General features: G+C 66.0%; 22 protein-coding genes and 2 pseudogenes. 5 read left to right on the forward strand and 19 right to left on the reverse strand.

Annotation, left to right across the window (positions count from 1 at the left end; genetic code table 11):
* Positions 1 to 244: 244 nt before the first annotated feature.
* Positions 245 to 402 (reverse strand): annotated as a pseudogene (locus ABEA33_RS04405) (IS256 family transposase); the annotation flags it as partial.
* Between the two features lie 36 nt (positions 403 to 438).
* On the opposite strand from ABEA33_RS04405, the gene ABEA33_RS04410 reads away from it, so the two are divergent.
* The gene (locus tag ABEA33_RS04410) at positions 439 to 642 is read left to right on the forward strand and encodes an NlpC/P60 family protein (protein ID WP_425577319.1); all 204 of its coding nucleotides are present in this window, start codon (positions 439 to 441) and stop codon (positions 640 to 642) included.
* Between the two features lie 201 nt (positions 643 to 843).
* Here the strand turns inward: ABEA33_RS04410 and ABEA33_RS04415 are convergent, their stop codons facing one another.
* A complete protein-coding gene (locus ABEA33_RS04415) occupies positions 844 to 1,053 on the reverse strand; it encodes a hypothetical protein (protein ID WP_345525376.1) in 210 nt (69 codons plus the stop codon).
* Positions 1,054 to 2,100: 1,047 nt separating this feature from the next.
* On the opposite strand from ABEA33_RS04415, the gene ABEA33_RS04420 reads away from it, so the two are divergent.
* The gene (locus ABEA33_RS04420; RefSeq protein ID WP_345525377.1) at positions 2,101 to 2,490 is read left to right on the forward strand and encodes a hypothetical protein; all 390 of its coding nucleotides are present in this window, start codon (positions 2,101 to 2,103) and stop codon (positions 2,488 to 2,490) included.
* 380 nt (positions 2,491 to 2,870) lie between these two features.
* Here the strand turns inward: ABEA33_RS04420 and ABEA33_RS27365 are convergent.
* Positions 2,871 to 3,065: pseudogene (locus ABEA33_RS27365) on the reverse strand (hypothetical protein); the annotation flags it as partial.
* A gap of 481 nt (positions 3,066 to 3,546) precedes the next feature.
* On the opposite strand from ABEA33_RS27365, the gene ABEA33_RS04425 reads away from it, so the two are divergent.
* Complete coding sequence (locus tag ABEA33_RS04425) at positions 3,547 to 5,109, forward strand: glycoside hydrolase family 68 protein (protein ID WP_345525440.1); 1,563 nt, start codon at positions 3,547 to 3,549, stop codon at positions 5,107 to 5,109.
* Positions 5,110 to 5,456: 347 nt separating this feature from the next.
* Here ABEA33_RS04425 and ABEA33_RS27370 read toward each other — a convergent pair whose 3' ends face one another.
* Both ABEA33_RS27370 and ABEA33_RS04430 read right to left on the reverse strand, forming a co-directional pair.
* A complete protein-coding gene (locus ABEA33_RS27370; protein WP_425577320.1) occupies positions 5,457 to 5,696 on the reverse strand; it encodes a DegT/DnrJ/EryC1/StrS family aminotransferase in 240 nt (79 codons plus the stop codon).
* Positions 5,697 to 5,805: 109 nt separating this feature from the next.
* Positions 5,806 to 8,187, reverse strand: coding sequence for a hypothetical protein (locus tag ABEA33_RS04430; protein WP_345525378.1), 2,382 nt, complete (start codon positions 8,185 to 8,187; stop codon positions 5,806 to 5,808).
* Positions 8,188 to 8,272: 85 nt separating this feature from the next.
* On the opposite strand from ABEA33_RS04430, the gene ABEA33_RS04435 reads away from it, so the two are divergent.
* Positions 8,273 to 9,157 (forward strand): LysR family transcriptional regulator, encoded by an 885-nt coding sequence (locus ABEA33_RS04435; RefSeq protein ID WP_345525379.1) that lies wholly within the window; start codon positions 8,273 to 8,275, stop codon positions 9,155 to 9,157.
* Between the two features lie 5 nt (positions 9,158 to 9,162).
* On the opposite strand, the gene ABEA33_RS04440 is transcribed toward ABEA33_RS04435, so the two are convergent.
* The 4 genes from ABEA33_RS04440 to ABEA33_RS04455 form a co-directional block, all read right to left on the reverse strand.
* On the reverse strand, positions 9,163 to 10,035 hold the full coding sequence (locus tag ABEA33_RS04440; RefSeq protein WP_345525380.1) for an ABC transporter permease: 873 nt from the start codon (positions 10,033 to 10,035) through the stop codon (positions 9,163 to 9,165).
* Positions 10,028 to 10,828, reverse strand: a complete 801-nt coding sequence (locus tag ABEA33_RS04445) for an ABC transporter ATP-binding protein (protein ID WP_345525381.1) — start codon at positions 10,826 to 10,828, stop codon at positions 10,028 to 10,030. The genes ABEA33_RS04440 and ABEA33_RS04445 overlap by 8 nt, the downstream gene beginning before the upstream one ends.
* A 23-nt stretch (positions 10,829 to 10,851) precedes the next feature.
* On the reverse strand, positions 10,852 to 11,865 hold the full coding sequence (locus ABEA33_RS04450; protein ID WP_345525382.1) for an ABC transporter substrate-binding protein: 1,014 nt from the start codon (positions 11,863 to 11,865) through the stop codon (positions 10,852 to 10,854).
* A 417-nt stretch (positions 11,866 to 12,282) separates the two neighbouring features.
* Entirely contained in the window at positions 12,283 to 12,519 is a 237-nt protein-coding gene (locus ABEA33_RS04455; RefSeq protein ID WP_345525383.1) for a hypothetical protein, read from the reverse strand.
* A 556-nt stretch (positions 12,520 to 13,075) separates the two neighbouring features.
* Between ABEA33_RS04455 and ABEA33_RS04460 the strand changes: the two genes are divergently transcribed.
* Positions 13,076 to 14,656 carry a methyl-accepting chemotaxis protein gene (locus ABEA33_RS04460; protein ID WP_345525384.1) on the forward strand — a complete coding sequence of 527 codons (1,581 nt, stop codon included), beginning with the start codon at positions 13,076 to 13,078 and terminating at the stop codon, positions 14,654 to 14,656.
* A gap of 564 nt (positions 14,657 to 15,220) precedes the next feature.
* Here the strand turns inward: ABEA33_RS04460 and ABEA33_RS04465 are convergent.
* The 10 genes from ABEA33_RS04465 to fabG form a co-directional block, all read right to left on the reverse strand.
* On the reverse strand, positions 15,221 to 16,174 hold the full coding sequence (locus ABEA33_RS04465) for an acyl-CoA dehydrogenase family protein (RefSeq protein ID WP_345525385.1): 954 nt from the start codon (positions 16,172 to 16,174) through the stop codon (positions 15,221 to 15,223).
* A 2-nt stretch (positions 16,175 to 16,176) separates the two neighbouring features.
* On the reverse strand, positions 16,177 to 16,968 hold the full coding sequence (locus ABEA33_RS04470; RefSeq protein ID WP_345525386.1) for an enoyl-CoA hydratase-related protein: 792 nt from the start codon (positions 16,966 to 16,968) through the stop codon (positions 16,177 to 16,179).
* Positions 16,965 to 17,828: a 3-hydroxyacyl-CoA dehydrogenase family protein gene (locus ABEA33_RS04475; RefSeq protein WP_345525387.1), complete on the reverse strand. Its 864-nt coding sequence runs from the start codon at positions 17,826 to 17,828 to the stop codon at positions 16,965 to 16,967. Before ABEA33_RS04475 ends, ABEA33_RS04470 begins: the two co-directional genes overlap by 4 nt.
* A 22-nt stretch (positions 17,829 to 17,850) precedes the next feature.
* Positions 17,851 to 18,729 (reverse strand): 3-hydroxyacyl-CoA dehydrogenase family protein, encoded by an 879-nt coding sequence (locus ABEA33_RS04480; protein WP_345525388.1) that lies wholly within the window; start codon positions 18,727 to 18,729, stop codon positions 17,851 to 17,853.
* 52 nt (positions 18,730 to 18,781) lie between these two features.
* Positions 18,782 to 19,534, reverse strand: a complete 753-nt coding sequence (locus ABEA33_RS04485; RefSeq protein WP_345525389.1) for an SDR family NAD(P)-dependent oxidoreductase — start codon at positions 19,532 to 19,534, stop codon at positions 18,782 to 18,784.
* Positions 19,531 to 20,769, reverse strand: a complete 1,239-nt coding sequence (locus ABEA33_RS04490) for an acyl-CoA dehydrogenase family protein (RefSeq protein WP_345525390.1) — start codon at positions 20,767 to 20,769, stop codon at positions 19,531 to 19,533. The genes ABEA33_RS04485 and ABEA33_RS04490 overlap by 4 nt, the downstream gene beginning before the upstream one ends.
* On the reverse strand, positions 20,766 to 21,527 hold the full coding sequence (locus ABEA33_RS04495; protein ID WP_345525391.1) for an enoyl-CoA hydratase/isomerase family protein: 762 nt from the start codon (positions 21,525 to 21,527) through the stop codon (positions 20,766 to 20,768). The genes ABEA33_RS04490 and ABEA33_RS04495 overlap by 4 nt, the downstream gene beginning before the upstream one ends.
* A gap of 48 nt (positions 21,528 to 21,575) precedes the next feature.
* Positions 21,576 to 22,841 (reverse strand): CaiB/BaiF CoA transferase family protein, encoded by a 1,266-nt coding sequence (locus ABEA33_RS04500; RefSeq protein WP_345525392.1) that lies wholly within the window; start codon positions 22,839 to 22,841, stop codon positions 21,576 to 21,578.
* 98 nt (positions 22,842 to 22,939) lie between these two features.
* On the reverse strand, positions 22,940 to 23,812 hold the full coding sequence (locus ABEA33_RS04505) for an enoyl-CoA hydratase-related protein (protein ID WP_345525393.1): 873 nt from the start codon (positions 23,810 to 23,812) through the stop codon (positions 22,940 to 22,942).
* Positions 23,809 to 24,561, reverse strand: coding sequence for a 3-oxoacyl-ACP reductase FabG (gene fabG / locus ABEA33_RS04510; protein WP_345525394.1), 753 nt, complete (start codon positions 24,559 to 24,561; stop codon positions 23,809 to 23,811). The genes ABEA33_RS04505 and fabG overlap by 4 nt, the downstream gene beginning before the upstream one ends.
* Positions 24,562 to 24,568: the final 7 nt, after the last annotated feature.

A 24,568-nucleotide genomic window follows, 5' to 3' on the forward strand; every position in this document is an offset into this window, starting at 1 on the left:
CGTTCGAGCGTCAGGGGCGGCCAGGGTGCAGTCGCTGCGTCTCAGGTGATGTCCCGCTGAGTGGTGGAGTTTTCGACACCGTGCGGGTCAGTGGCTTCTGATCATGCCGACATGAGTTCGGGCTTGGCTACCTCCTTGCGCCGCCCTGCTCCGCCTCGCCGGCGCAGTCCTTGTCGAAGCCCACGACGAATGGCAAGTCACCGCCGAGCGCCGCTACCTCTCCGAGCGCTCCATGGCCTCTATCCCCCACAAGCCCAACCTCGAACTGCTCACCGACGTGCTCGGCGTCGGGTTGAGCGAAGATCGTGCGGATCGCGGCGACGACCGTCTCGGCGTTGCCCTTGGCGCGACCGCGAGGACGTTGCGCATGAAGACCCCCTGCCTCCGGCCCTGCCAGCCGGCTTCTCCAGTGCGCTCATCGCCGCGGCCGCCGCGGAGATCGGGAAGCCTTACGTCTGGGGCGGTGGCAACTTCGAGGGGCCGATCGGCGGCGGTTTCGACTGCTCCGGCCTCGTTCTCTACGCCGCGTACCAAGCCTCCGGCGGACGCATCCGACTCCCTCACTGCGCTGGTGACCACGTTCGGTACGGCATGATCTCTGAATTCTCGGGCCAGGTCATGACGATCCGTCGACGCACGTGAACATCGACCGATCTCGTCAGCTCCGGTCCTACGTGTGGCGGGCATCCCCGCCGTGATCAGGGCAGCTCTACCTTCGCGGATGCCGCATAAACAACGCGGCGTCGAGTTCCATGCATTGATCTGGGCCAAGGTGCCGACCACGCCAGCATCGCTCACTTGAATTCGCGCTATTCTGCTGCGCTCGCCTCGCCGGCGCGGGCTCTACTGACTGCAATTGGGCCACGAGTCGCCATCCAACTCGTCACGTTTGAGGGGAACATCCGCGACGACTCTCAGATTCCGTCCTTCCGAGGTAATCCGGACTCTTGAAACGCCGAGGTCGTCCAGGGCTCGTTCGGTTGCGGTCAGCACCCGGTCGAGTAATGAGATCGGCAGGTTGGCTGCGATTGTCAGGATGTGGACTTCGGTCACGCTTGCTCCGTCCACTGCGTTTGCTGTCGACGTCTGGACTAGCGGCCCCGTAGACGGCCCGCCACGGATCGGCGGAGCCCGGGACTAGACCTCTCGCAAGAGAGGCGTCCTTCCCGTTGAGCGACAGACCAACGGGAAGGACCGCACCGACCACTCGAGGAGGGAGGGGAATCGTGTCGGCCGGAGCGTTGCCGCCGCTGGCGACCCAAGCTCGGGACTCGGGCCGCCAGCAGTGCGCCGGAGTCTAGGTAGACGCATCGCGGTGACTGGCGGGTAGGAGACGTACCTCATAGCGCCGCGAATCGTCCGGTGGAACAAGTTCATCCGACGCATCCGGGGAGCAGCCGCAGATGTTGTCTCAGACCAATCTCGATCGACGTCGCCAAGCCGCCGATCGGTCAGCCCGCAGCAAATCGGCCCCGGACAACGTTGCATCAAGCTGCACCAGCCTTGGCCCCGGAGTTCGACGAGCAGTCGGGAGAGTGCCCGCCTTCCGCTGGCAAGGTCCTCGACCTGTCGTCAATCCGGTCTGTGGGGACGCGCCGCCGACGCTGGGTACCGAAGGACGGACCGATCGAGCCCTGCTTCAGGTCCACGGCGCTCGCCATCGTCGAGGCAACCGAACGCATCCTCGGCCCCCTCGGCGCACTCGACAACGCACGCTTCCGAAGTCCTCGACACGAACGCAGATCAGATCACCAACGACATCCACCGCAGCACCGCGATGGCTCCGGACTCGTTGATACCGAATGGCCGGCCTTCGGACTCAATGAGATGGACTATCCATCGAGGAACCCCGTCGAACGAGAGTCAACAATGGGTTGCGCGGTCCTGCACGTCCGATGGAAGAGTCGAGTTGCACGCGTAGCAGTGCCGCCGTCCGCGGGCTTGCCAGGCGAGCGAGCGCTTCACGCAATGGTCTCTCGATATCTGCGTCGTCGGGGCACCTTCTGTTGCATGAGCAGATGTCGCGCTAGCCCGAATTGAGTTGGACTCGACTTCGGCGCCGTTGGCAGCTCGGGAGATCTCCGTGCCATTGTCGGCGCCTTGCTGACCTACGGCCTGATCGTCGCTGTCCTCATGCTGGTCGTCTCGGCAACGACCTGGGCTACGCATCGAGTTCAGGCAGTTGGCATGCCGCCCAGAAGGCGAAGGTTGACGGCTGTCGTCGCCGTCTTCATGCCAGGATCTGAACCCTGCGACCTCTGGAATCAACCAGAGGCCTTCCGACCCCTACCGAACGTTTCGCGAAACAGCCGAATCGCTTGTGCTGACTGGGATCCGGCGTCTCTGCCAACTCCGACCGTTGGCCCGATCAGCACCGGTTCAGCGCCGCTGTATCTGGAGGGTAAACGGAGGGCAATCAAGCCGTCCCGACCGACCGGTAGACGAACTGGCACCCCGGTCCGCGGGCCGCGCCCTCTCCGGTGCCGTTGACACCGCGGCGCAAGCAGCTTCAACTGCCGTGTCCGAAGCAAGTTCATGTCCGAGAGCCGCTGAGTGCCCTGTCGACCAACTTCCGCAACCAGAACCACCACCGCTTCGCGAGCTCCTCCACCCCGGTCAGCCTCAAACCCTCCTTGCCGTCCGCGCGGCCGGTGTCGTCGCTCATGCCGACAGGACGCCCGAGCCCTCCGACGGTGCCCGACCCGTTCATCAGCCAGGAGGCAGGGCGCCGCCGGCTCGAGGCGGGGCGTCAGGCGAATGTCAGACGGCTCGCAGGGGCGTGGGACGGCGGGATCGGCGTTGTTGAGCCTTGACCGGCCCTCGGTGTGCCAGGAACATCGTTCCGGCCCCGCCAGGGCCCTGAGGTCCGGTGAAGTGTGGAACCCGATCTTGCTGCCTTCGGCGAGCGCCATGACCCATTGGCCGCGGTCGTCGTCCCAGATGATCTTCGGGTGACGAAGTCTGTCGCTGCCGGGGTTGTCGAGCACCGGGCTCCGGTCATAGGAGATGAAGGTGTCGCCACCGTCGTGGGAGTGCAACAGTGACTGGCGCTGCACGTCGTTCATCCAGCCGCGTTCCGAAGGGAGGTGCAGCGTAGGACGCCACGGGCCGTCTGTGGCGGGCTGATGGGCTCCGCCTCGCGGCGCTGAGTGATCGATCCATGCGACGGCGGTGGCGGCCAGCAGTGGGAGTCCGGTGGCGAGGATGGCGATCTGGACGTTTGTCGAGCGGCCGGCGGCCAGCGTGGTCTGGGCATTGTCAGATCCACTCGACAGGCAGCCTGCGATGAACACGCACGGGTCGCGCCACGGCTCGGGTCTGGGCTAGGAAAGGGGGGCATGCACCCGAGGTCGGCCAGATCAGACGCTATGCCCGCGCTCATCCCCTTGCAATGAGGGTTGTCTCAAGGGATGAGTTGGAGGTTCACATCGCGAGAACGCTGCAGCCGAACCGTGGCTTGCACTGCGTGCGCGGGTCTAGCCTTCATTGGGGAGTATGCACGGCTTGGTTGACCATCAAACGCCCATTTCTCGGAGGGACAAGATGATGGTCACAACGGAGCATTTGCGCGCCGCGATCGTGGCGACGATCGCCGGAGCTACCGCCGGTGCACTCCTCACGCTCGCCCCGGCACCCGCTCAAGCAGTACCGGGATACCCCGACCCGACTGTCCACAGCCAGCGGACACACAACCCCAACGCCAACTACACCTCGCGCTGGACTCGCGCGGACGCCCGGCAGATCAAGGCGATGTCCGATCCGAACGCCGGTCCCCGTGAAAACTCCATGCCGCCCGCCTACACCATGCCGACCGTTCCTCAAGACTTCCCTGACATGAGCAACGGCGAAGTCTGGGTGTGGGACACCTGGCCACTGACCGACGAGCGTTCCAACCAGTACAGCGTCAACGGCTGGGAGGTCATCATGTCCCTGGTCGCGGACCGAGGACTTGGGTTCGACGACCGACACGTCTTCGCAAAGATCGGCTACTTCTACCGTCCGGCCGGCATCCCGGCCGACCAACGACCCCGCGACGGCGGCTGGACCTACGGCGGCCTGGTGTTCGACGAGGGCGTCACCGGGCAGATCTTCGATGACCAGTCCTACAGCCACCAGACCCAGTGGTCTGGGTCCGCGCGTGTCTTCCCGGACGGACAGATCAAGCTGTTCTTCACCGATGTCGCGTTCTACCGCAACCCCGACGGCACCGACCGGAAGCCCTACGACGCCCGCATCGCGCTCAGCCAGGGCCGGATCCACGCCGACCAGGACGGCGTCTGGTTCACCGGCTTCAACCGCGTCCGCGACCTTCTCCAAGCCGACGGTCAGTGGTACCAGACCGGGGCACAGAACCCGTTCTACAACTTCCGCGACCCGTTCACCTTCCAAGACCCCCGCTACCCGAACAAGACCTTCATGGTCTTCGAAGGAAACAGCGCGGGCCAGCGCGGAAGCCGCAGCTGCACGAACCAGGACCTCGGCTACCGCCCGGGCGACCCACACGCCGAAGACCTCGAGACCGTCATGGACACCGGCGCCATTCTCCAGATGGCCAACATCGGCCTCGCAGTTGCCGACAACCGACAGCTGACCAAGTGGCACTTCCTACCCCCCATCCTCTCAGCCAACTGCGTGACCGATCAGACCGAACGACCCCAGATCTACCTCCAAGGCGGCAAGTACTACCTGTTCACCATCAGCCACCGAGGCACGTTCGCCTCCGGCATCGACGGACCCGAAGGCGTCTACGGCTTCGTCGGCAACGGGATCCGCAGCGACTACCAGCCACTCAACCGCGGCTCCGGACTCGCCCTCGGCAACCCGACCAACCTCAACTACGCAGCAGGCAACCCGTTCGACCCCGACTTCAACCAGCACCCCGGTGCCTTCCAGGCCTACTCGCACTACGTGATGCCCGGCGGCCTCGTGCAGTCCTTCATCGACACCATCGGCACGAAGAACAACTTCCGCCGAGGCGGCACCCTAGGCCCGACAGTCAAGATCAACATCCGCGGCGCAACCACCGCGGTCGACTACAACTACGGCGCCAACGGCCTCGGCGGGTACGCCGACATCCCCGCCAACCGCGCGATCACCATCAGCCGCTGACCCCACAGGTCCACCCGACACCCCGCCCCCAACGGTCGGGTCGGCTCCTCGCATAGGTCCGCATCGCGGAGTAGTTGCAGAGTCGCCGGCCGAGAGGGCGGGCAGTGCTGCTACGAGCTGCGCAGCCTTCTTTCAAGTCACGCCTCGTCCCTGTGCGCGAGCGTTGGGTGAAATCGGACGAGACGCCGTCCGGTGAGCCATGAGCACAAGACTCGTTCCGGGGGCGCCCATCGCAGAGGCAGCGGCGCGGTCGACTACCGGCTTGCTGTCCGCACATGCGACAAGGTTCGCGCGCGAACGTCAGGTCACATAGTAGAGCGAACGCGCCAAGCTCGCTTCACCTGAGCTCAGCGCAGAACCGGTCCCTCGAAGTCAACCAGCCTCCCCGAGCGACTCCGCCACAGCCTCCACGACCTCGGACATCCGTCGAGGCTCGGCAAGAAGCAGGCGGCGTTATGAGTTCCTCTACCTGCCGAGGAGCCGAACGCTCCATATGATCCAACCTTGCGCCCCCGCCACTCCGCGCCATGTGAGTGAGTGACATCCTCGATGAGCGAGACGCAGTGTTGCCGACAGATGCGCTGAATCGACCCAGCAACGCTGAATCTCGATCCTCGCGCCTGAAGCTCGCCCTCGCCTGCCGTCGACGTACTTAGCCCAAGCCGCCTCGAAGCTGAGCAGGATCGCGGCGAGCTCTCAACGCTGCAAGAACAGTGGGCTGGTCCAGAGCTCTTGACCGTCCCATTGGCGGGCGCGGGCGTAGACGAGGCTCTGGCCTAGAGGGGTGATGACGTCAAAGGAGCGGCGAACGGTGCGAGGAAGGTGCGCCGGGTCGGCCACACGTTCGACGACGACGTGTAGGTCGGCTCCGCCGAGATCCGTCCGAGTCCGGCTGTCAGAGAGGAGGGCGGCTCCGTCCACGGTGAACGACGCGCCCCTGCCCTCCTCGGCGATCTCCAGCTCGACCGAGATGGTCGCTGAGGCGAGGTCGTCGAGGCTGAGGACCATCCCGGTCGTGTTGCCGTAGGTGCGGGACCACACCGTGGTGCAGGCGTCGTGATGGTCGATGCGCGACTCGGGGTCCAGCCGGGCCCAGGGAGCGTGGGACGCGACCGAGGTTCCGCCTACCTCGATAGCACCGCGCCAGGTGGCCCAGCGGTAGCGGTCGCGGTGGCGTGCCCCGCCCCATCGGACCCGCACGAGGTCGGGGCTGTAACCAGCTTCGGCGTGGAGGTCGATCAGGGCCAGCACGCCGTCTGCGTCGCGCAGGGTCACTTCGTCCCAGGTGCCGTCGGCGAAGAGGGCGAGGTCGACGTCGATGCGGTCACGGTCGTCGGTCAGGGTGACGTCGTCCCCCATGACGGCATCGTTGGTGCTGAGGAGCCCGACGGCGCGTGCACCCGTGGTGGCCCACGTGCGGCGGTCGCGGAGCGTGTCGGCGACTGCGCGCGGCGCGAGCTGGGGGGTCAAGACCCCTGTGAGGCCGCCGCGACCGCCGAAGATGTTCGCGCCCGGAGCACCGGAGCCGGGCCGGCCGCGGTGCTCATCGCTGGCGGCGCTGACCCCGAGGCGTAGCCCTCGTCGCAGCGCCTCCTCGTAGAAGAACGGGCTCGTCCCCCAGGCCGAGTGGACCTCGATGAGGCGTTCCAGATGGGGGTGGTGCCAGTGCAACATCCCGCGACGGCCGCCAACGTGCGGGATCATGAGGTAGTCCTCGGGGTGCGCGGCGTAGGCGTCGTACAACCGGGTGATCGGCCAGTGCTCAGGGACAGGAACCGACGCGTTCATGCCGATGCGCCACTCGAGCGAGCGGGCCAGCGTCGCGTCGGAACCGACGTAGACCACGTTGTGGTCGCCGCCAACCCCGGCGTTGCCGCACCACTCGACGCCGGGGTAGCAGACGAACTCGGTGTCACCGGCGGCGTCGCACTGTCGGACGGTCTCGTCCCAGGCTTCGTCGGTGACCTGGAAGTCGTTGGCCGTGTACCCGAGGATGTCAAGAGAGCCGACTTCGCGACCGTAGGCCAGGTTCCACGGGGTGTCCTGCGTTCCGACCGTGTCATCGGAGTGCACATGCAGGTCGGCGAAGACCGCCCGGGATCCCGGCAGTGCGGGCAGCTCGTCGACGCCGACGACGTCGAGCATTGTGCTGGCGCTCCACAAGGTCCCGTCGGGTGCCGTCGCGGTCACCACGATGTCGCCGGTACCGGTCTGGCGGGCGGTGCAGCGCGCCAGACCCGCGGCCCACCGGTTGCCGACCGGCTCGAGCACGGTGGTGCCTTCGAGCACGTCGGAGTCGGCAACCATCTGCACCTCGAGCGGGGTGCAGGCATTGCCCCACGCGTCCTGGAGATGGGCACGCACTGGCACCACGGACCCTTCGCGCACGAGTCTTGGTGAGGTGACCACGAGCCGGTCCGGTGGGCCGGCGACGACGTCGAGGCGGTGCTCGCACGCCTGGGCCATGCGCGAGGTGCCGAGCGTGTCGACGTGCAGCAGAAGGGGGAACCCGTGCTCGACGAAGGTCTGGACCCTCGTGCCCGGCCCTCCGGCGCGGCGGTCGCCGAAACGGATCGTGATCACGTCCCCCGGACGCAGGTAGCCGTCGACCACGTGAATGACGACGGCCTTCTGGTACGGCCGCTCGCCGCCCTTCACGTCGTAGCGGACCTTGAGCTCGCGAGCGGTGCCTGCGTCGGCCGGCCCGCCCACCCCGAGCGTCGATCGATGGGTGATCTCGGCGGTGACGTAGTCCCGACCCTGGGGATCGTCGGTCTGGAGGTCCCAATCGGAGTAGTACTTGAAGCAGAGCTTGAGCCACCCGCTGTCGGCGATGCCGGACGCGCCGACGACGTAGTCGAGGACGATCTCGCAGACGGACCCGGCGACGACCTCGGCCGTGTCGCAGTAGAGCGCACCCAGGAAGGGCAGCTCGTCGATCTCCCGATTGATAGTCGCACTGACGGCGTCATCGGAGCAGTCAAGCGTGTCGGTCCGCACCTCTCTCGCGGCGACGGCGACCCGCCGAGGTGCCGGGTTCCCGGACCGGTCTGTCGAGTCGGGGACTGTCGTGGTCATGGGTTTCTCCTCGGTGCAGCGTCGTTTCATGATGGCGATGAGCAAATCGATCTGACGGCGTGATGGGTCTGGTTGGATGGATCGTGTGGAGCACCGCCAGCTTGTGTACGCCGTGGCTATCAGCGACCACGGCAGCTTCACGCGGGCGGCAGCCGAGTGCTTCGTCGTGCAGTCAGCGCTGAGCCAGCAGATCCGCAAGCTCGAGGACGAGCTCGGGATTCGGATCTTTGACCGACACCCCCGGTCAGTGAGTCTGACGCCGGACGGCGAGGCGCTGCTCCCGGCGATCAGAGAGGCCGTCGGCGCGTTCGAGCAGGTCCGAACGACGGCGCAGGAGCTCTCGGGAGCGGTCCGGGGACGCGTCACGCTGGGCCTGATGGCAGTCCCGCCGGCGACCGTGCAGGTCGCCGGCCTGGTGGCCGACTTCCATCGCGCCCATCCCGGGGTCGACGTGACGATCTCGAGCGGTCACAGCATGCAGCTGCGGGAGCAAGTACGCCGCGGCGAGCTCGACTGTGCGGTCGTGGGAGTGCCTTCGGGACCCGAGAGCGAGGGGCTGCGCTACCGGGCCAGCCTCGTCGAGGACCTTTGCCTGGTCGTCCCCCAGGGCCATCAGCTCGCCGGTCGCCCCCAGGTCGCGGCGGACCAGCTGGTGGACCAGCGGTTCGTCGACTTCCCCACCGACTACGCCCTGCGTCAGGAGCTCGACCGGCTGCTGACCTTTGAGCGTCGGATCGCGTTCGAGGTCACCAGGGTCGAGCAGGTGGTGCAGTTCGTCGAGCGCGGGCTGGCCATCGGCGTGCTGCCGCGCAGCGTGGTTGCGAGCTGGAGCCGCGAGGTGGCCCTCGTACCGGTCGCGATCGAGGGGAACCCGACCCGTCGCGTGGCCCTGGTCCTGCCGGCTGCCCGGACCGGCACTGCAGCCGCTCGCGCCTTCGCTGAGGCGGCCGCACGCTCCATGCCCGGCTAGAACGGTCATCGCAGAGCCATTCCGCGCAAGCGGAGCACCCGTCGCTCGAGCGGACCGAACACGCCCAGCTCGACGACCAACCCGATCAGCAAGACGAGTCCCATCGCTACGATGACCCTGGGCATGTCGAAGAGGGTGCGGCCCTGCTGGAGGAGTTGACCGACGCCAACCCCCAGTTGGGGCGACGACGCGATCAGCTCAGCCGCCATCAGTGAGCGCCACGCGAACGCCCAGGCCTGACGCACGCCAGCTATGTAGCCGGGAAGCGCGGCGGGCAACAAGACGTGTCGCACCATGGTCCAGCCCCGGGCGCCGAGGACCTGTCCGGCTCGGTGGAGCAGCGGCGGGATGGTGTCGACCCCAGCGACGAGGCCGTTGGCCACAGAGGGGACGGCGCCGACGAGCACCACGGAGTAGATGGCGGCGTCGGTGAAGCCGAACGCGATGATCGCAGCCGGCACCCACGCGACGGCCGGCATCGCCAGCAGCGCTGTGACGAGGGGACCGAGCGCGGCCCGCAACAGCCGCACCCGCGCGAGGGCGAGCCCAAGGAGGGTGCCGACGAACACGGAGAGTGCAAATCCGACCACGGCGCGTGACCCACTGACCCACAGCGCTTCGACCAGGCTCCCGTCTCGCGCGAGGTCGACCGCGGTTTCGGCGACCTCCGCCGGCGAGGGCAGGACCGATGGCGGTTGGAGCTCGAGGCTGAACACCAACTGCCAGACGCCGACCATCACGGCGACAGCACCGATAGCCGGTAGCGGTGCCGCGAGGATCCGCAAGCCAGCCCGGCCGATTCGGGGCCGGTCGCCGCTCGTCTGCTCGAGCCGGTCCAGGCCGTCCTCGGCGCGGGAGATCGTGGTCGTCTCAGGCATGGCGCTCCAGCTCTCGTCGCAGCGCGGCAGTGATGTCGGCAGCGATACCGGCCGCCTGAGCGCCGTGGCCCTCGACATCGGCGGTGTGCCATTCCCCGATCACACGACCAGGGCGCGACGAGAGCAGCAAGACCCGCTGCCCGAGGGCGACTGCCTCGCGGACGTTGTGGGTCACGAAGACGATGGTGCGTCCGAGTTCGCGCCAGAGGTCGAGAAGCTCGAGGTGCAACAGGTCTCGGGTGATGGCGTCGAGGGCGGCAAACGGCTCATCCATGAGCAGGACCTCGGTGTTCTGGGCCAACGCGCGCGCCAGCGCTGCTCGTTGCCGCATCCCGCCGGACAGCTCGTGGACCCGACGCTTAGCGGCATCCTCGAGTCGCACCAAGGCGAGCAGACGTCGCGCCTCCTGCTGGCGTTCGCGGCGAGGCACGCCTCTCAGGCGAAGGGCGAGCTCGACGTTCGTCGTCACGTCGAGCCAGGGGAAGAGGGCGCTGTCCTGGAACATCAGCGCGGCGCCTGACTCGGGACGGGTCACGGCACCCCGCGTCGGATCCTCGAGCCCCGCGATCAGGTTGAGCATGGTGGACTTGCCACAGCCCGAGGCACCCAGGAGACAGAGGAGCTCTCCGCGTCCTACGGCGAGGTCGAGATCCTGGAGCGCCACCACGCGACGACCAGCTCCGCCGTACTCGTGAGTGACACTGTCGAGCCGCACGATCGCCGGCTCGACCCCGGGGTGGTTCAGGTTCACGGCACCGGGCTCAGCACCGGTCGCGGCGTCGTCGCCGCTCATCCGAAGCGGCCTCAGTCCTGTGCTCACTCGCTGCCGCCGACCTCGGTCAACGGGCCCAGGTCGACGAAGCCGTCGAGGTCGGCGCTGTCGAGGACACCCTGGACGACGGCTCGCCGCGCGCCGGACTCGATGGTGTCCTCGAGCGGATCGGTCGTGAAGTCGATGGAGCTCCATGCCTTCCCGACCAGCGCCGGGTCGAGCTCGAGCCCAGTCTGCCCGGCGATGAACGACGCCACGATGGCTCGGCTGCCTGATGGGTCTGAGTCGATCGCGTCCATCGCGTCGACCAGGCCCGCGAGCACCGCCTCGACGTCATCGCGGCGCTCCTCGAGCACGCTGGTGCGCACGACAAGCACCGTTGTCGCGAACTGGCCGCCTGGCCACAGGTCACGCTCGTCCACCACCTCCTCGGCTCCGGCGTCCTCGAGTAGGCTCACGAACGGCTCGTGCATCCAGGCGCCGTCGATGGCTCCCGAGGCGTACGCGCCGACCGACTGGCCTGGCTCCTGCGGGACCACGCTGACACCGTTCTCGGCGTCGGGCACGTCTACGGCGTAGCCCTCGTCGCCGAGCCAGTACCTCAGCGCAACATCGGGCGAACCACCCAGGGCTGGGCTCGCGATCTTAGCGCCGCTGAAGTCGCCGCTCTCGACCAACTCGGGTCGGGCCACGAATCGCACCCCGCCCGACGAGGCACCACTGATCAACGTGACGTCGCCGTCAGACTTGAGGTAGGCGTTGACAGCGGGCGCCGGCCCGAGGAAGGCCATGTCGACCTTGTCCGACACCAGGGCCGTGACAGCGTCGGGACCCGCCGTGATGACCTCGGTCGTCAAGTCGACGTCGCCCAGGTGATCGGCAAAGTAGCCACCCTCGACGCCGAGAATCGCTCCGGCATGCGCCAGATTGGGGAAGTAGCCAACGCGGATGGCGTCATCGTGTGCGCTGGCGCCCGAGCACGCCGTCAGCGAGGTGGTCAACAGACCGGCGGCGATCGCGGCGGCGCCGATACGCGACCGCCTGGATAGATTATTCACACCTTAAATACTAGAGATTATCTAGAAAGAGTCCAACGCATGGAAGTGACCGCTACCATCACGAATTGAGATGGCAGATCCCCGAGGTCTCCGCACTGTCGCGCCTCCCGCGCGGTCCGAACCCGCCGGACCTGCAGATGCGCGCGCACCGGAGGCGTGTCGACACAGTCGCAACGACGGCGGGAGCCGGCCGCGATCTGCGCGTAGTAGCCGCGTCCCGCATCGTGCCGATCTGCCGGCGGGAACGAGCAGCAGGCCACCGCCGCCTCGCGGGTGGCGTAGTCGAAACGTATGCGGGCGATCGCCGACGGTAGCGTTGGACACGTCGAGGTGTTCCAGGATGAGCGTGTAGGAGCCTCTCCCTCGGGAGACCTCGACATCTATCCCTGGACTGCCACGCCGGCGTCCGTTACACGCTCATTCGCGACAGCCACTTGGCGTCTTCGTGCCCGCCCACATGCGCTCGCCCGGCACATCCCCGAGCGACGTCACCTGCTCGACGAGCGCGACGCCACCCGCCGCGGCGCCTTCGCGGTCCTCGTGCGCGGCCTCGGCGACGATGGCCGGATAGGCTGCGAATCGGACACAGAGGCCGTCGCTTCTCGCTCGGTCCTGCCCCTGGGAGGCCTCGGGCCGCTGGGCCAGGATCAGCAACAGGTCGTTGGAACTGTGAGCGTGGAGTGAGCCCTCGTCATGACGCCCTACACGGCATGCTAGGCCTCATCGTTCTGGGAGTCGCAAGCGCGACCTGAACCCGGTGTGTCGGCGAACCGCTCACTCGGGCATCTGCGCCCCCCTTCGCGCATACGCCCGTCGCTGCCGCGATCCGCCAGACCGCGGACGCGTCCTTCCATCGCGTGCTGGGAAACACGCTCATCTGCTGCACACAACGCCGTTCTGCCGATAGACGGGGTACGTGTGCCCGACTGCTCGCCGCGCATCGGTGTCGGCGACAAGGTCGTTGGTGAGCACGATTGACGGAGTGGTGCCACCTCGGGGTTCGCATGCGGCTGACAACCCCGATCGGGACTGTTGCTCAGGTCTGGCCGCTGGCGGTCGAACTTCTGGGTGCCAGCAGTGCACTCGGGCTGCTGACCGCCGCGATCCGCCATCAGGGTGGGTGCTGCGTTGAGACAGGGAGTTCGCAATGGGTGTTGTGTCGGTGTCGCCTCAATTGTCGCGTGAGCAATCGCCCGGTCGATTGCGCTGGTTGGCGGACCGGGGTGTACGGACCAAGATCCTGGCCGCCGTGGCCGTGGCCGTCCTGGTCGGGCTCGTCGTCGGTGTCTCAGGTCTCCGGGCTCTGGCGAGCTCCGCGGGTAGCGCCGAGACCATGTACCAGGCGAACGTCCTCGGGGTGCAGCGCGCAGCAGCACTGCAGGCAGCCGCCGACCAGATGCGTATTCACGCCCGCGACATCGCACTCTCGACGGACACGGGCGCCAAGCAGGACGCCGTCCATGCCCTCGACGAGGCCGCCGCGGCGTTCGACCGAGCCGGGGATGCGTATGTCGCGACTGGGATGGATGACGCTCGGGACAGCGCTTTCCGGGATCTGCAGACTGTGGTCGCTGAGTACCTGGACGTGCAACAGACCGTGCTCGAACCTCTGGGGCTGGCCAATGACCTCGAGGGCTGGAACGCCGCCAACAAGAGGCAGGCCAAACCGCTGACAGCCAAGATGACCGAAGACGTCGCCACCCTGAGCTCCCTGGAGTCGAGCGACGCGAAGATCGCCGTCGATGACATCGGCTCCAACTACCGCTCAAGTCGCTTGTCCGGCCTCGTCGTCCTGACCACCGGAAGCCTGGTCGCGCTCTTCTTGGGGTGGATGGTCGCCGGAGCGATCACGCGCAACGTCGGGAAGGTCAAGTTCGTCACCGACGCCATGGCCAATGGCGATCTGACGAAGTCCAGCAGCGTGACCAGCCGCGACGAGGTCGGCCTGATGGGCGCCAGCCTCGACCAGGCGACCCGACGACTTCGTGAACTGATGGGCACCGTGGTCGCCTCCTCCGACGCCCTCGCCGCCTCTTCCGAAGAACTCTCGGCATCGTCTCAGCAGATCGCGGCCGGGGCCGAGGAGACCAGCGTCCAAGCCGGTGTCGTCTCGGGTGCCGCAGACGAGGTCTCCCGCAACGTCTCCACGGTCGCCGCCGGCGCGGAAGAAATGGGTGCCTCGATCCGCGAGATCGCGACGTCGGCCAACGCTGCCGCCCGGGTCGCCGCGGAGGCCGTCTCCACGGTAGACGTGACCAACGAGACCATCGCCAAGCTCGGCACCAGCAGCCAAGAGATCGGCGCAGTCGTCAAGGCCATCACCTCCATCGCCGAGCAGACCAACCTCCTCGCCCTCAACGCCACCATCGAGGCAGCCCGCGCCGGCGAATCCGGGAAGGGCTTTGCCGTCGTAGCCAACGAGGTCAAAGAGCTCGCCCAAGAGACCGCCCGGGCAACCGAGGACATCGCCCGCCGCGTCGAGGCCATTCAGTCCGACACCGGCGGCGCTGTCGCGGCCATCGGTGAGATCGCCACCATCATCACCTCGATCAACGACTACCAGCTCACGATCGCCTCCGCGGTCGAGGAGCAGACCGCCACCACCAACGAGATGTCACGCAACGTCTCCGAGGCATCCACCGGCTCATCCGAGATCGCCGCCAACATCCTCGGCGTCTCCTCGGCCGCGGAATCGACAACTCAGGCCCTCACCCAGACACGCACCGCAGTCGACGACGTCGCGCGCATGGCCGGCGACCTCCGAACCGCAGTCAGCCAGTTCACGGTCTGAAGATCCGTCGAGGGTGAGCCTTCAGCTCCACAAAGGACCTCGCGATCGGGCCGGCAATCAGCCATGAGGCAGACGGACCGTGGAGTTCACGAGGGCCAAGCCAAACGACCGGATCTGGCAGGTGAGCGGCTGACCGAATGAGGCATGAAGCAGTTCATCCGCGACAGCGTCGCAGAGCTCAAGCAGTTCCGATCCACAATGTCGACCGCGCGGATGCCAACCAAAACCGAGTCTGCGATTCCGGGACGATTCCTCGCCAAGCGGTCGTCGACTTCAACACTTCGGGTCCCTTGTGAGAGTCGAACGGAACAAACGTTGCCGGCGAACTGAAACGCTGCCGGCCTGGCGGGTTGTCCGCCCGCAGTGCGGGTGCCTGCCTGCTCAGGGGAGCTGGGGGAATCGAGCGGTGGCGTCGACAGCCTCAGCAGCGCCGTTGGACCGGACGATGAGTCCGGAGCGACAGGGAGCGTTGCAGTCCAGGCCGTCGATGCGTCCCAGAGACGCATGGTCCGGCGCTGAGGTGGCGGGCCTCACCAACTTACTTGGGATCTGACCGAGACGGAATCATGGACTTTCGACCATCCAGGCGGTCGATGCTCGAAGGGAAAGCACGTCCCTCAAGTTCTCCTCGACCTGGTACTCACGAATGTAACCGTATCCACCCAGTGTCTGGACGGCAATCGCGCACGTGTCGATTGCAACAGTGAGCGTCACGTCCAGAACGTCCAGGACGTCCAGTGCCAAACCGGATTCGCTCGAACCTGCCCGTTCCACAATTCGCGACCACACCGTCGCCACCAGCTCTTCATACTTCTCGATTCGACGACGCACGATGGGGATCTCGATGAGAAGTTGCCCGAACTGACGACGGTCGGAAGCATAGGAACGGCTCCGGGCCAGGGCGTCTTCCGCGACGCCGCAGGCGACAGCAGCGGCACTGAGCGCGAGCCAACGACGACAATCCCCGACGCGAGCGGCCAACGCGTCGGGGATCGACCTCAGGGACACAACTGATGGGGTGGTGCCGGCCAGGCCAGAGCCGTCGGCAGAATAGACGTCCATTCCATGGCCTCGGTAGATGAAGCTCTCGCCCTCGCGATCGACGAGTACCAGCAGCTCGGGGGATCCGAAAGAGTCGACGCGCGCAACCGTGGAGGCTGGTCCCGAATGGCCGGCCACGGAGACGAGACTGGTTCCACTGATGACTTCGGCCAAGGGAGAGGGTTCCCCGGCCGTTCGTTCGAGTGCCGCGGCCACCGCATTCGCCTGAGCCGATGCCCAAGCGAGCGCGGGCCAACGGGATGCCAGCGCACGGAGGTATCTGAGTCCAAGGTCGAACGGTAGGTCCGCGCCACCGATTTCTGACGGCGCCATGGGGCACCAGAGCCCCTGGTCTCCGAGCTGAGTGGCGACCGCCGGGAAGGCATCGCCCTTCGTCGCCGCGTCGGTGTAGCCCTTCATCAGCTGGGATACCAGTTCGACGAGCTCGGATTCCTCGATTTGTGCGGAGGACGACATCACTACCGCCAGAAGGCTTCGGAGTCGACGTCGCGACGGTTCGCGAAGGACTCGGTCATTTCATGCGCTTCCCGGGTCTGCTGGTACAAACCGAGCATCTGGTCGTGAGCAAGCCGCGCCTGGCCGGCCACGCCGTTGTGCCTCGCAGAGAACGCCGCCTTCAGACCCCCGATCGCCAGAGGACTTCGTTGGCAGATCTCGTACGCGACCTCCTGGGCCTTGGCCAGCGCGCCACCAACTGGGGTCACCTCGTTGACCAGCCCCATGGTGAGTGCCTGCTCAGCGGTGTACTTCCGGTTGAGATACCACATCTCCTTCGCCCGCTTGCGGCCGATCGTGTCCTCCAGATACCACGTGCCGAAGCCAGCGTCGAAGCTCCCGACCATAGGACCAACCTGTCGGAAGATTGCGTTCTCCGCCGCAATAGACAGGTCGCACACGGTGTGCAGCACGTTCCCGCCACCGACAGCAAATCCGTTCACAGCCGCCACGATCGGCTTCGCGATCGTGTCGATCTGTTGGTAGACATCGATGATCGGCAGCACCTGGGAGTAGTCCAGCGAACTGACCTCGTCATGCTCGCCGCCAATGCAGAAGAACTTGTCGCCGGCCCCTGTGAGAACCCCGGCGCGCAACTGTGGATCCGTCCGGAACCTCTGCAACGCGTCGACGAGCTCCAGGCACGTCTTGGAGCGGAGCTTGTTCCCCGCGTCAGGGCGGTTGATGGTCCAGGTGACGACCGGGCCATTCACCGTCACTTCAACATCTTCGTACACTGCCGCTGAGCCACTCATCGCACCCCATCCTCACTGCGGAAGCCCCGGCCATTCTTGTTCCCGAGATATCCGGCCGCCACCATCCGTTGCAGCAGTGGGGGTGGCGCGAAAGCCGGGTCGAGCGTTCCGGCATAGGCGCTGGACGTGGCGTGCTCGTGAACGTCGAGGCCGATCAGATCGAGGAGCTCGAGTGGGCCGAGCCGGTAGCCCAGTCCGAGTTTGATAGCGACATCGATGTCCTCCGCCGACGCGAGACCATCGTCATACTCCTGAACGACATCATTGAGATAGGGCATCAGGAGCTTGTTGACCAGGAAACCCGGGCGATCCCTCACGACAACGGCGTCCTTGCCGAGTGAAGCCACGAAGTCCTTCAGAAGCGTCGCGGTCTCGGCCGATGTCTGCAAACCACGGACTACCTCCACCGCCTGCATGAGCTGGGCCGGGTTGAAGAAGTGCAGTCCGGCGAAGCGTTCTGGGAAGGACACGAAAGTAGCGAGCTCCGTCACGGGCAGGGCGGAGGTGTTGGTTGCGATGACCGAATCTGCGGCAACGACACCCGAGATCTCCGCGAGCACCTGCCGCTTGACGTCCATGCGTTCGCTGACCGCCTCGACGACGATCTGTGCGTCCCGGACGCTCGCGAGGGAGACCGCCCCAGTGAGTCGGGACATGAGCTCCTCGCGCTCCTCGACTGTCGTCTTCCCCCGCTTGACGCCCGCGTCAAGGAACGCGCCGATTCGTCGGATGCCTGCTTCGACACGCTCGCTGTCGGTGTCGACGATCGTGACTTCCCGTCCGGTCGCCGCGACGACCTGGGCAATGCCCGCGCCCATAGTCCCGCAGCCCAGCACTGCCACACGGTGGATCTCTTCCATGGTGTTGTGTCCCTCCAGCTGCTCAGGCGCCGAACAGGCGACTGTCGTCGTAGGTGTAGAAGCCGCGGCCTGTCTTGCGACCCAGATCTCCGGCCGCGATCATCCGCTCCACCATCGGAGGCGGCGCGAATCGCGGGTCTCGAAGTTGTTCGTAGAGTCGTGATGCGACTTGGTGATGGATGTCGAGCCCGACGACATCTAGCAGTCTGAAGGGACCCATCGGGTGGTTGAGTGCACCAGTAACAGCGGCGTCGATGGACTCAATCGAGCCCAGTCCCGACTCGAGGGCACGAATGCAGTTGTTCTCCCACGGGATGAGGAAGCGATTGACGATGAAGCCGGGGCGATCCTTTGTGACGACGGAGGTCTTGCCCATTCCCGCGCAGAACTCCCGAGTCCGGTCGAGCGCCGCGGTACTTGTGTGTCGTCCAGCAGCGACCTCCACCAGCTTCATCAGGGGTGCGGGATTGCAGTAGTGCGTGCCAACGACTCGTTCCGGTCGGCGTGACCCGGCAGCGATCCCCGTAACTGACAAGGTCGAGGTGTTCGTGTGAAACAACGTGTCGCCGGAGACGATGTCATCGAGCTGGCCAAAGAGATCCTGCTTGAGTGCGAGACTCTCCGGCACGGCCTCAATGACCACGTCGGCAGTTTCTAGATCCTTCAGCGACGTGACTCCCCGAAGGTTCCGGCTCGCCATCGCCGCCACGTCGCTGTCGATCTTGCCGAGACTGACGCTGCGCTCGAGGAAGGCGCGCACAGATCCGAGACCTCGGTCGAGCTGGCTGTCATCCACGTCGTAGATCACGGTCTCGTGCCCGGCGCGGCTGACGACGGTAGCGATACCGGACCCCATCGTGCCTGCTCCCAGGACCGCCACCGTCAGTGCCGGGTCATTCATACGTCCTCCTGATGATGTGCGTAGTCCACGTGGTCTCTGCTTCTACAGATGTTCATCGCGTTGCCTGGCCACCGTCGATGACGACGACCTCGCCCGTCATGAAGTCGGACGCCGAGGACGCGAGGAGCAGGAGCCACGGTGCCAGCTCGGATGCCTCGCCGAGCCTCCTGGCCGGAATCGCGCTGACCAGGCGTTTCAGTGACTCCTCGTCCTGGCGGTACGTCGCGTTCATGTCCGTCGCGAAGTAGCCCGGAGCCAGCGCATTTACCTGGACGCCGAAGCGGGCCCATTCGATAGCCATCGCGCGGGTGAAGCCGAGCACGGCGGCCTTGGACGCGCTGTAGGCCGCATGGTGGGACACCCCCATCATCGCGAAGTTCGAAGCGATGTTGATGACCTTGCCGTGGCCCTGGGCTGTGAGGTGCCGACCGAACGCGCGCGTGACGAGGTACGTGCCGCCGAGGTTGATCTCGATGACGCGATCCCAATCGGCCTTGCTCTGGGAGAGCAGGTCGCTCGTGGCGAGGATTCCCGAGTTGTTGACGACGATGTCGATCCTGCCGAAGGTGCGCATCGTGGCGTCGACAAGCTCGTCGACCGACGCCTCGTCTGCGACATCGGCGGGGATCGCCAGGGCCGCTCCCCCGGCAGCGACGATCTCTGCCGCTACGGACTCAATTTGGGGCTCCGTCCGTGCCGTGACGACAACTGATGCTCCCGCCTGCGCAAGAGCGATTGCCATCTCGCGCCCGAGTCCCCGTCCGGAGCCGGTGACGACGGCGATCTTTCCGGTGAGATCAGTCACGACGGGGCTCCTTGTGCCTGGGCCACCTGCAAGGCGGTGTCGCGACCGGTGAGCAGGGCTTGGATGTCATTGGTTCCGTCATAGGTCCGGGTGACGAGCACGTCTCGCATGCAGCGCTCCACGCCGAGCACGGTGAGGTCGCCGACCGAGCCGAGCAGGCGCATGCACTCGACTGTCGCCCACCAGCCGAGATCCGTGCACTGCTGCTTCATGATGGCGACCTCTCCGGTTCGGACAGAGTCGGAAAGGTCGAGCGCCCGCGCGGTCGCCAGGAGAAGCAGCCGCGCCTGAAGGATCCGGCCGCGGACTTGGGTCAAGCCGGTCTCTACCTCTGGTGGGAGGCTGCGTCCGTGGATCGAGTTGAGCGCGAACAGGGTACGTACATACGCGCCGCGCGCTAGGCCGACACCTTGGGCCGCAGCTCCGATCCGGGTTCGCATCACCGAGCCCATCACGATCTGCCATCCACCTCCGGGCTGTCCGATCACATGGTCGTTCGCGACGGGGACGCGGTCGAAGAAGAGCTCCACGGTGCTCGACCCGTGCATGCCCATCTTCTCGAGGGGATTTCCGCGGCTTAGTCCGCTGGGTTCCCCTGCGATCGCGAACGCCGTGATTCCCCGGCGACCCAGGGCCCGATCGACGGTCGCGAACGCGATGATGAGGTCGGCACGATCGCCACTGGTGATGAAGGTCTTAGACCCGGTAAGGCAGTATCCGTCCCCATCGGACTCCGCGCGCGTTGCGAGGCCAGCGACGTCGCTGCCAGCAGCTGGCTCAGTGATGCCAAGTGATCCGTAAATCGCGCCGCTCGCCAGTTGAGGGACGTACGTGCGAGCGAGTTCCGTTGCCCCTGAGATGAGCAGTGGATACATGGCGTGGAACTGCGTCATGTAGACCAGGGAGGTCGCGCCACAACCGGCAGCAATCTCCTCCATTGCTGCGGCGTACGCCACGTGAGTGTCGCCCGTACCCCCTAGGTCGGGGTCGACGAGGAGCGCGCCAAGCCCTGCCCTGACAAGCGCCTGATAGCTGTCGTGAACGAACGTGTGCGAGCGGTCGTGTGCTGCTGCTCTCGGGGCTATGTCAGACGCAACAACCTCGCGGGCACGCTGCATGACCGCCGTCTCGCGCGCGTCGAGGAGGCCGATGCTCGCGACTTCGTCGAGTGCCTCGTGCCAGCGCAGCCAACTGTCTGGGTCCAGCTCCAGGCACAACTCGGTCAGATCCTTCACGAGCCTCTCCCGTCCTCTCGGAGGTTGCAATCCGGGAACTGCGGAGTCCTCCGCGACCTGAAGGCTGCGATACCCTCTCGACCCTCACTCGAGCTGATCGCCGCCGCAGCAGCCCGAACTTCGATGTCGAGACCGACCGCGTCAGCTGAACGCGTCGCCCTTACGCTCCGAAGGATCGCGGCGTTGGCGTGCGGGCCGCCGTCTGCGACGGCTTCCGCGATCCTCAGCGCGGCGTCCATGAGCGCGTCGGGCGCCACCGGTGGCGCCACCGTCAGCCCCAATGCATACGCCCGATCGGCATCCAGGCGTTCGCGACTCAGCATGAGATGCAAAGCCTGCGGTGTCCCCACGGCCAGCGCAAGACGCTGCGTGCCGCCATAACCGGGAATCAGGCCGAGCCCGCTTTCAGGGAGTCCGAACGAGGCGTTCACCGAGGAGATGTTGAACGACAGACTCAGTGCGAGCTCGAAGCCTCCCCCGAGCGCAAGTCCGTTGATCGCTCCAATCATCGGTACGGAGCTCTGCTCGATCTGGCTCATCACCGATCCGCCGGCTCGCAGCATCGACTCGGCTTCGACGGCTTCGAGCTCCGCAATCTCCGCGAGATCAGCTCCGGCCGAGAACGCTCGTGAACCGCTCCCCGTGACGATAATGGCGCGCGTTACCGGGTCATTGGTCAGCCGCCGATGAGCCTTGCCTATCTCAGCCAGCACCGAAGCGTTGAGCGCGTTGTGCACCTCGGGTCGGTTGATGCGCACGACCGCGATTCGACCCGTTTCGACGACGAGTTGAGGATCTGCCACTGCTTAGTCGCTCCCAGTCTGGCCGTTGGACACCGACACGATCTCGCCGATCTCGTCGACCGTCAGGTCCAGTTCCTTCAGTACATCCTCGGTGTCTTGACCCAGCTCCGGATACGGCTCGTTCGGGACGTCGGGGATGCTGTCGAGACGAAACGGACTGCGAACGGTGAAGAGTCCATCGTGCTTGAGGTCTGGCATCAGGCTCCGCCGTTCGACAACCTGTGGATCTGACACGACCTCGGAGAGCGTCTGCACGACCGAGCACGGGACCCCGGCCTGCTCGAGCAGCTCGACCCATTCGCTGGCTGGCCTCGTAACGATCCGATCAGCAATCGCCGGTATAAGAACTGGGCGTTGGAGTTTTCGGCCCGCATTCGAACGAAGTTCCGCGTTCTGAATGTTCTCCTCTAGTCCCAACGCCTGGCAGAACCGGGCCCACATCTTGTCGTTGCCGATGGCGACGACGATCTCCCTGTCGGCCGCCTTGAACGGTTGGTAGATCGCCAGAACCGAGTCGGTCCCACCACTAGGCGCAGGCTCCGGCTCACCGGCCAGGTAGGCAGCAATTCTCGGCGCCATCAGTGCGAGGTCGGAGTCGAGGAGGGAGACGTCCACCAGGTCGCCATTGCCGGTCACCTGTTGCTCAACGACTGCGGCACAAACCGCGATGGCTGCGCACATTCCCGTCACCACATCTGACAAGGCCGTCGACACGCGCTGAGGTGGTCCCCCGAGCTGACCGGTGACCGACATCAGCCCCGACCGCGCCTGCGCCGCGAGGTCGTATCCCGGTCGCGCGTGATCGGGTCCGGTCAGGCCAAAACCAGACATGGCGCAGTAGATCAGCCTGGGAAAGCGCGCGCGTAGGGTCGGATAGTCGACCCCGAGCGACTTGAGCTTCGCTGGGTTGAAGTTCTCGACGAGCACGTCGGCTGTCGCAATCAGCTTGAGAAGCGCCTCCTGCCCGGCAGCTGACCCCAGGTCGAGCACCACCGAGCGCTTATTCCTATTGGCCGACCCGAACCACGCCGAGGCCGAGCCCGTGAAGGGCGGACCCCATTGACGAGCATCATCACCCGTGCCCGGGCGTTCGACCTTGATCACGTCGGCGCCGAGGTCGGCAAGGTACATCGTGGCCGTTGGGCCGGCATATGAGGTCGTCAGGTCGACGACGCGGAGGTTCCGCAGCGGACCGCGCCGCCGGGAGACGTCAGAGGAAGGCACTTCTGTATACTGTCCGACTTTTGCATGTTGGTCAACAGTGGACATTTAACAGACTCTCATAGTTGCTCGGCAATGCTCCTTCGCCTGGAGCATGCCGATGGGGGTGTTGGTGATGCGTATGCGCCCGCGGGATCGATCCGCGATCAGACGTCGAGGTCGTCCGGCTCGGCCGGCCAGGCGTGACTAGCAGTGAAGAAGCCGTCGGGGACGCGCCCGAACTGCGGAGAGCGCTTCTCCAAGAACGACGCAAAACCCTCTGCGCTGTCGGCGCCACCGCTCAGTTTCGACATGAACTCTGACTCCAGGCGGTGTGCTTGCCAGGGGTCAGCGGCCCCGAGCATCGACCACAGCATGAAACGGGTCGCCGCCAGGGCGGCCGGTGCACATTGTTCGGCAAGATCCTCGGCGACCGACCGCGCGACACCGTCGAGCTCATCGTCCGGGACGACGCGCGAGGCCAGCCCGGCAGCGTGCGCTTCAGCCGACCCGACCATCCGGCCCGTCAGCATCCAGTCGCTTGCTCGCCCCTGGCCGACCACGCGCGGGAGGAGCCACGTCGACACCGCTTCCGGGGTGATGCCGCGCCTGACGAACGGGAATGCGAAGCGCGCAGACTCGCCGACGATGCGGATGTCGGTTGGCAGGGTCAAGGTTGCACCGAACCCGACGGCTGCACCCTGGACCACACTGACGACCGGCTTGCGCAGACCCAGCACTGCCAACGCGTACGCGCCGCCGCGCTCTCGTGGCCAACCTTGGATCGCCTCGCGACGCGGAGCAGACAGGTGGCCGTGTGCGGCTAGGTCCACGCCGACACAGAAGTGGCGGCCGGTGGCGCGGATGATGACCACCCGTACATCGTCGTCCGCCGCCGCCTCGGCGACGCGACCGATCAGCGTGGCGGTCATCGGACCGGTGACGGCATTTCCTGACCCGGGGCGGTCGAGGGTAATCGTGGCGACACCCTTGGCCGAGGCGTAACCGATGTGCTCGGAGGCTTCGGGAGCAGTCGTCACCCGACCGGACCGCCTGACACGTAGAGCACCTGGCCCGATACGAACGAGGACTCGTCGCGCACGAGATAGCTGACAGCCGATGCGATGTCGGCGGGCTGTCCAACACGACGCACCGGTGTGCTGTCGGCAGCACGCTTCACGAAGTCGTCGAATGACATCCCAAGTCGCTCGGCCGTCCGTCTGGTCATGTCGGTCTCGACGAATCCAGGTCCGACTGCGTTGGCCGTGACGTTGAACGGACCGAGCTCGAACGCCAGAGCCTTGGTGAATCCTTGAATCCCTGCCTTGACCGTGGAGTAGTTCGCCTGGCCGCGGTTTCCCCTTGCCCCGATACTCGACATGTTCACGATTCGTCCCCACTGAGCCTCTCGCATGTAGCCCTGCACAGCACGGCAAAACAAGAACGGTCCTCGCAGGTGTACGGCGATCACACTGTCCCAATCGTCGTCACTCATCTTGGCAAGCAGGTTGTCACGTGTGATGCCAGCGTTGTTGACCATGATCGTCGGCGCTCCGAGTTCCGCCGCGACTCTGGAGACAGCATTCTCGACGTCGTCGGTGACTGTCACGTTGGCTGCGATCGCGATGGTCCGTGCGCCTGTCTTCGCGAGTTCGCCGGCGGCTGCGGTCACGGCTGCCTCGTCCGCATCAACAAGGGCTACGGGGTAGCCGTCTCCCGCCAGCCGCGTCGCAATCCCGAGACCAATCCCTCGAGCTGCCCCGGTCACGATCGCCACACGCTCTGTCACGTTGCAC

This window comes from Nocardioides endophyticus, assembly GCF_039543845.1.
Taxonomy (GTDB): Bacteria; Actinomycetota; Actinomycetes; order Propionibacteriales; family Nocardioidaceae; genus Nocardioides; species Nocardioides endophyticus.

What these genes read in the sequence shown, in the direction of transcription:
- ABEA33_RS04425 (WP_345525440.1), top strand. Translation starts at nt 3,547, where the DNA reads ATGGTCACAACGGAGCATTTGCGCGCCGCGATCGTGGCGACGATCGCC.
- ABEA33_RS04430 (WP_345525378.1), bottom strand. Translation starts at nt 8,187, where the DNA reads ATGACCACGACAGTCCCCGACTCGACAGACCGGTCCGGGAACCCGGCA.
- ABEA33_RS04440 (WP_345525380.1), bottom strand. Translation starts at nt 10,035, where the DNA reads ATGCCTGAGACGACCACGATCTCCCGCGCCGAGGACGGCCTGGACCGG.
- ABEA33_RS04445 (WP_345525381.1), bottom strand. Translation starts at nt 10,828, where the DNA reads ATGAGCGGCGACGACGCCGCGACCGGTGCTGAGCCCGGTGCCGTGAAC.
- ABEA33_RS04465 (WP_345525385.1), bottom strand. Translation starts at nt 16,174, where the DNA reads ATGTCGTCCTCCGCACAAATCGAGGAATCCGAGCTCGTCGAACTGGTA.
- ABEA33_RS04470 (WP_345525386.1), bottom strand. Translation starts at nt 16,968, where the DNA reads ATGAGTGGCTCAGCGGCAGTGTACGAAGATGTTGAAGTGACGGTGAAT.
- ABEA33_RS04475 (WP_345525387.1), bottom strand. Translation starts at nt 17,828, where the DNA reads ATGGAAGAGATCCACCGTGTGGCAGTGCTGGGCTGCGGGACTATGGGC.
- ABEA33_RS04480 (WP_345525388.1), bottom strand. Translation starts at nt 18,729, where the DNA reads ATGAATGACCCGGCACTGACGGTGGCGGTCCTGGGAGCAGGCACGATG.
- ABEA33_RS04500 (WP_345525392.1), bottom strand. Translation starts at nt 22,841, where the DNA reads ATGTCCACTGTTGACCAACATGCAAAAGTCGGACAGTATACAGAAGTG.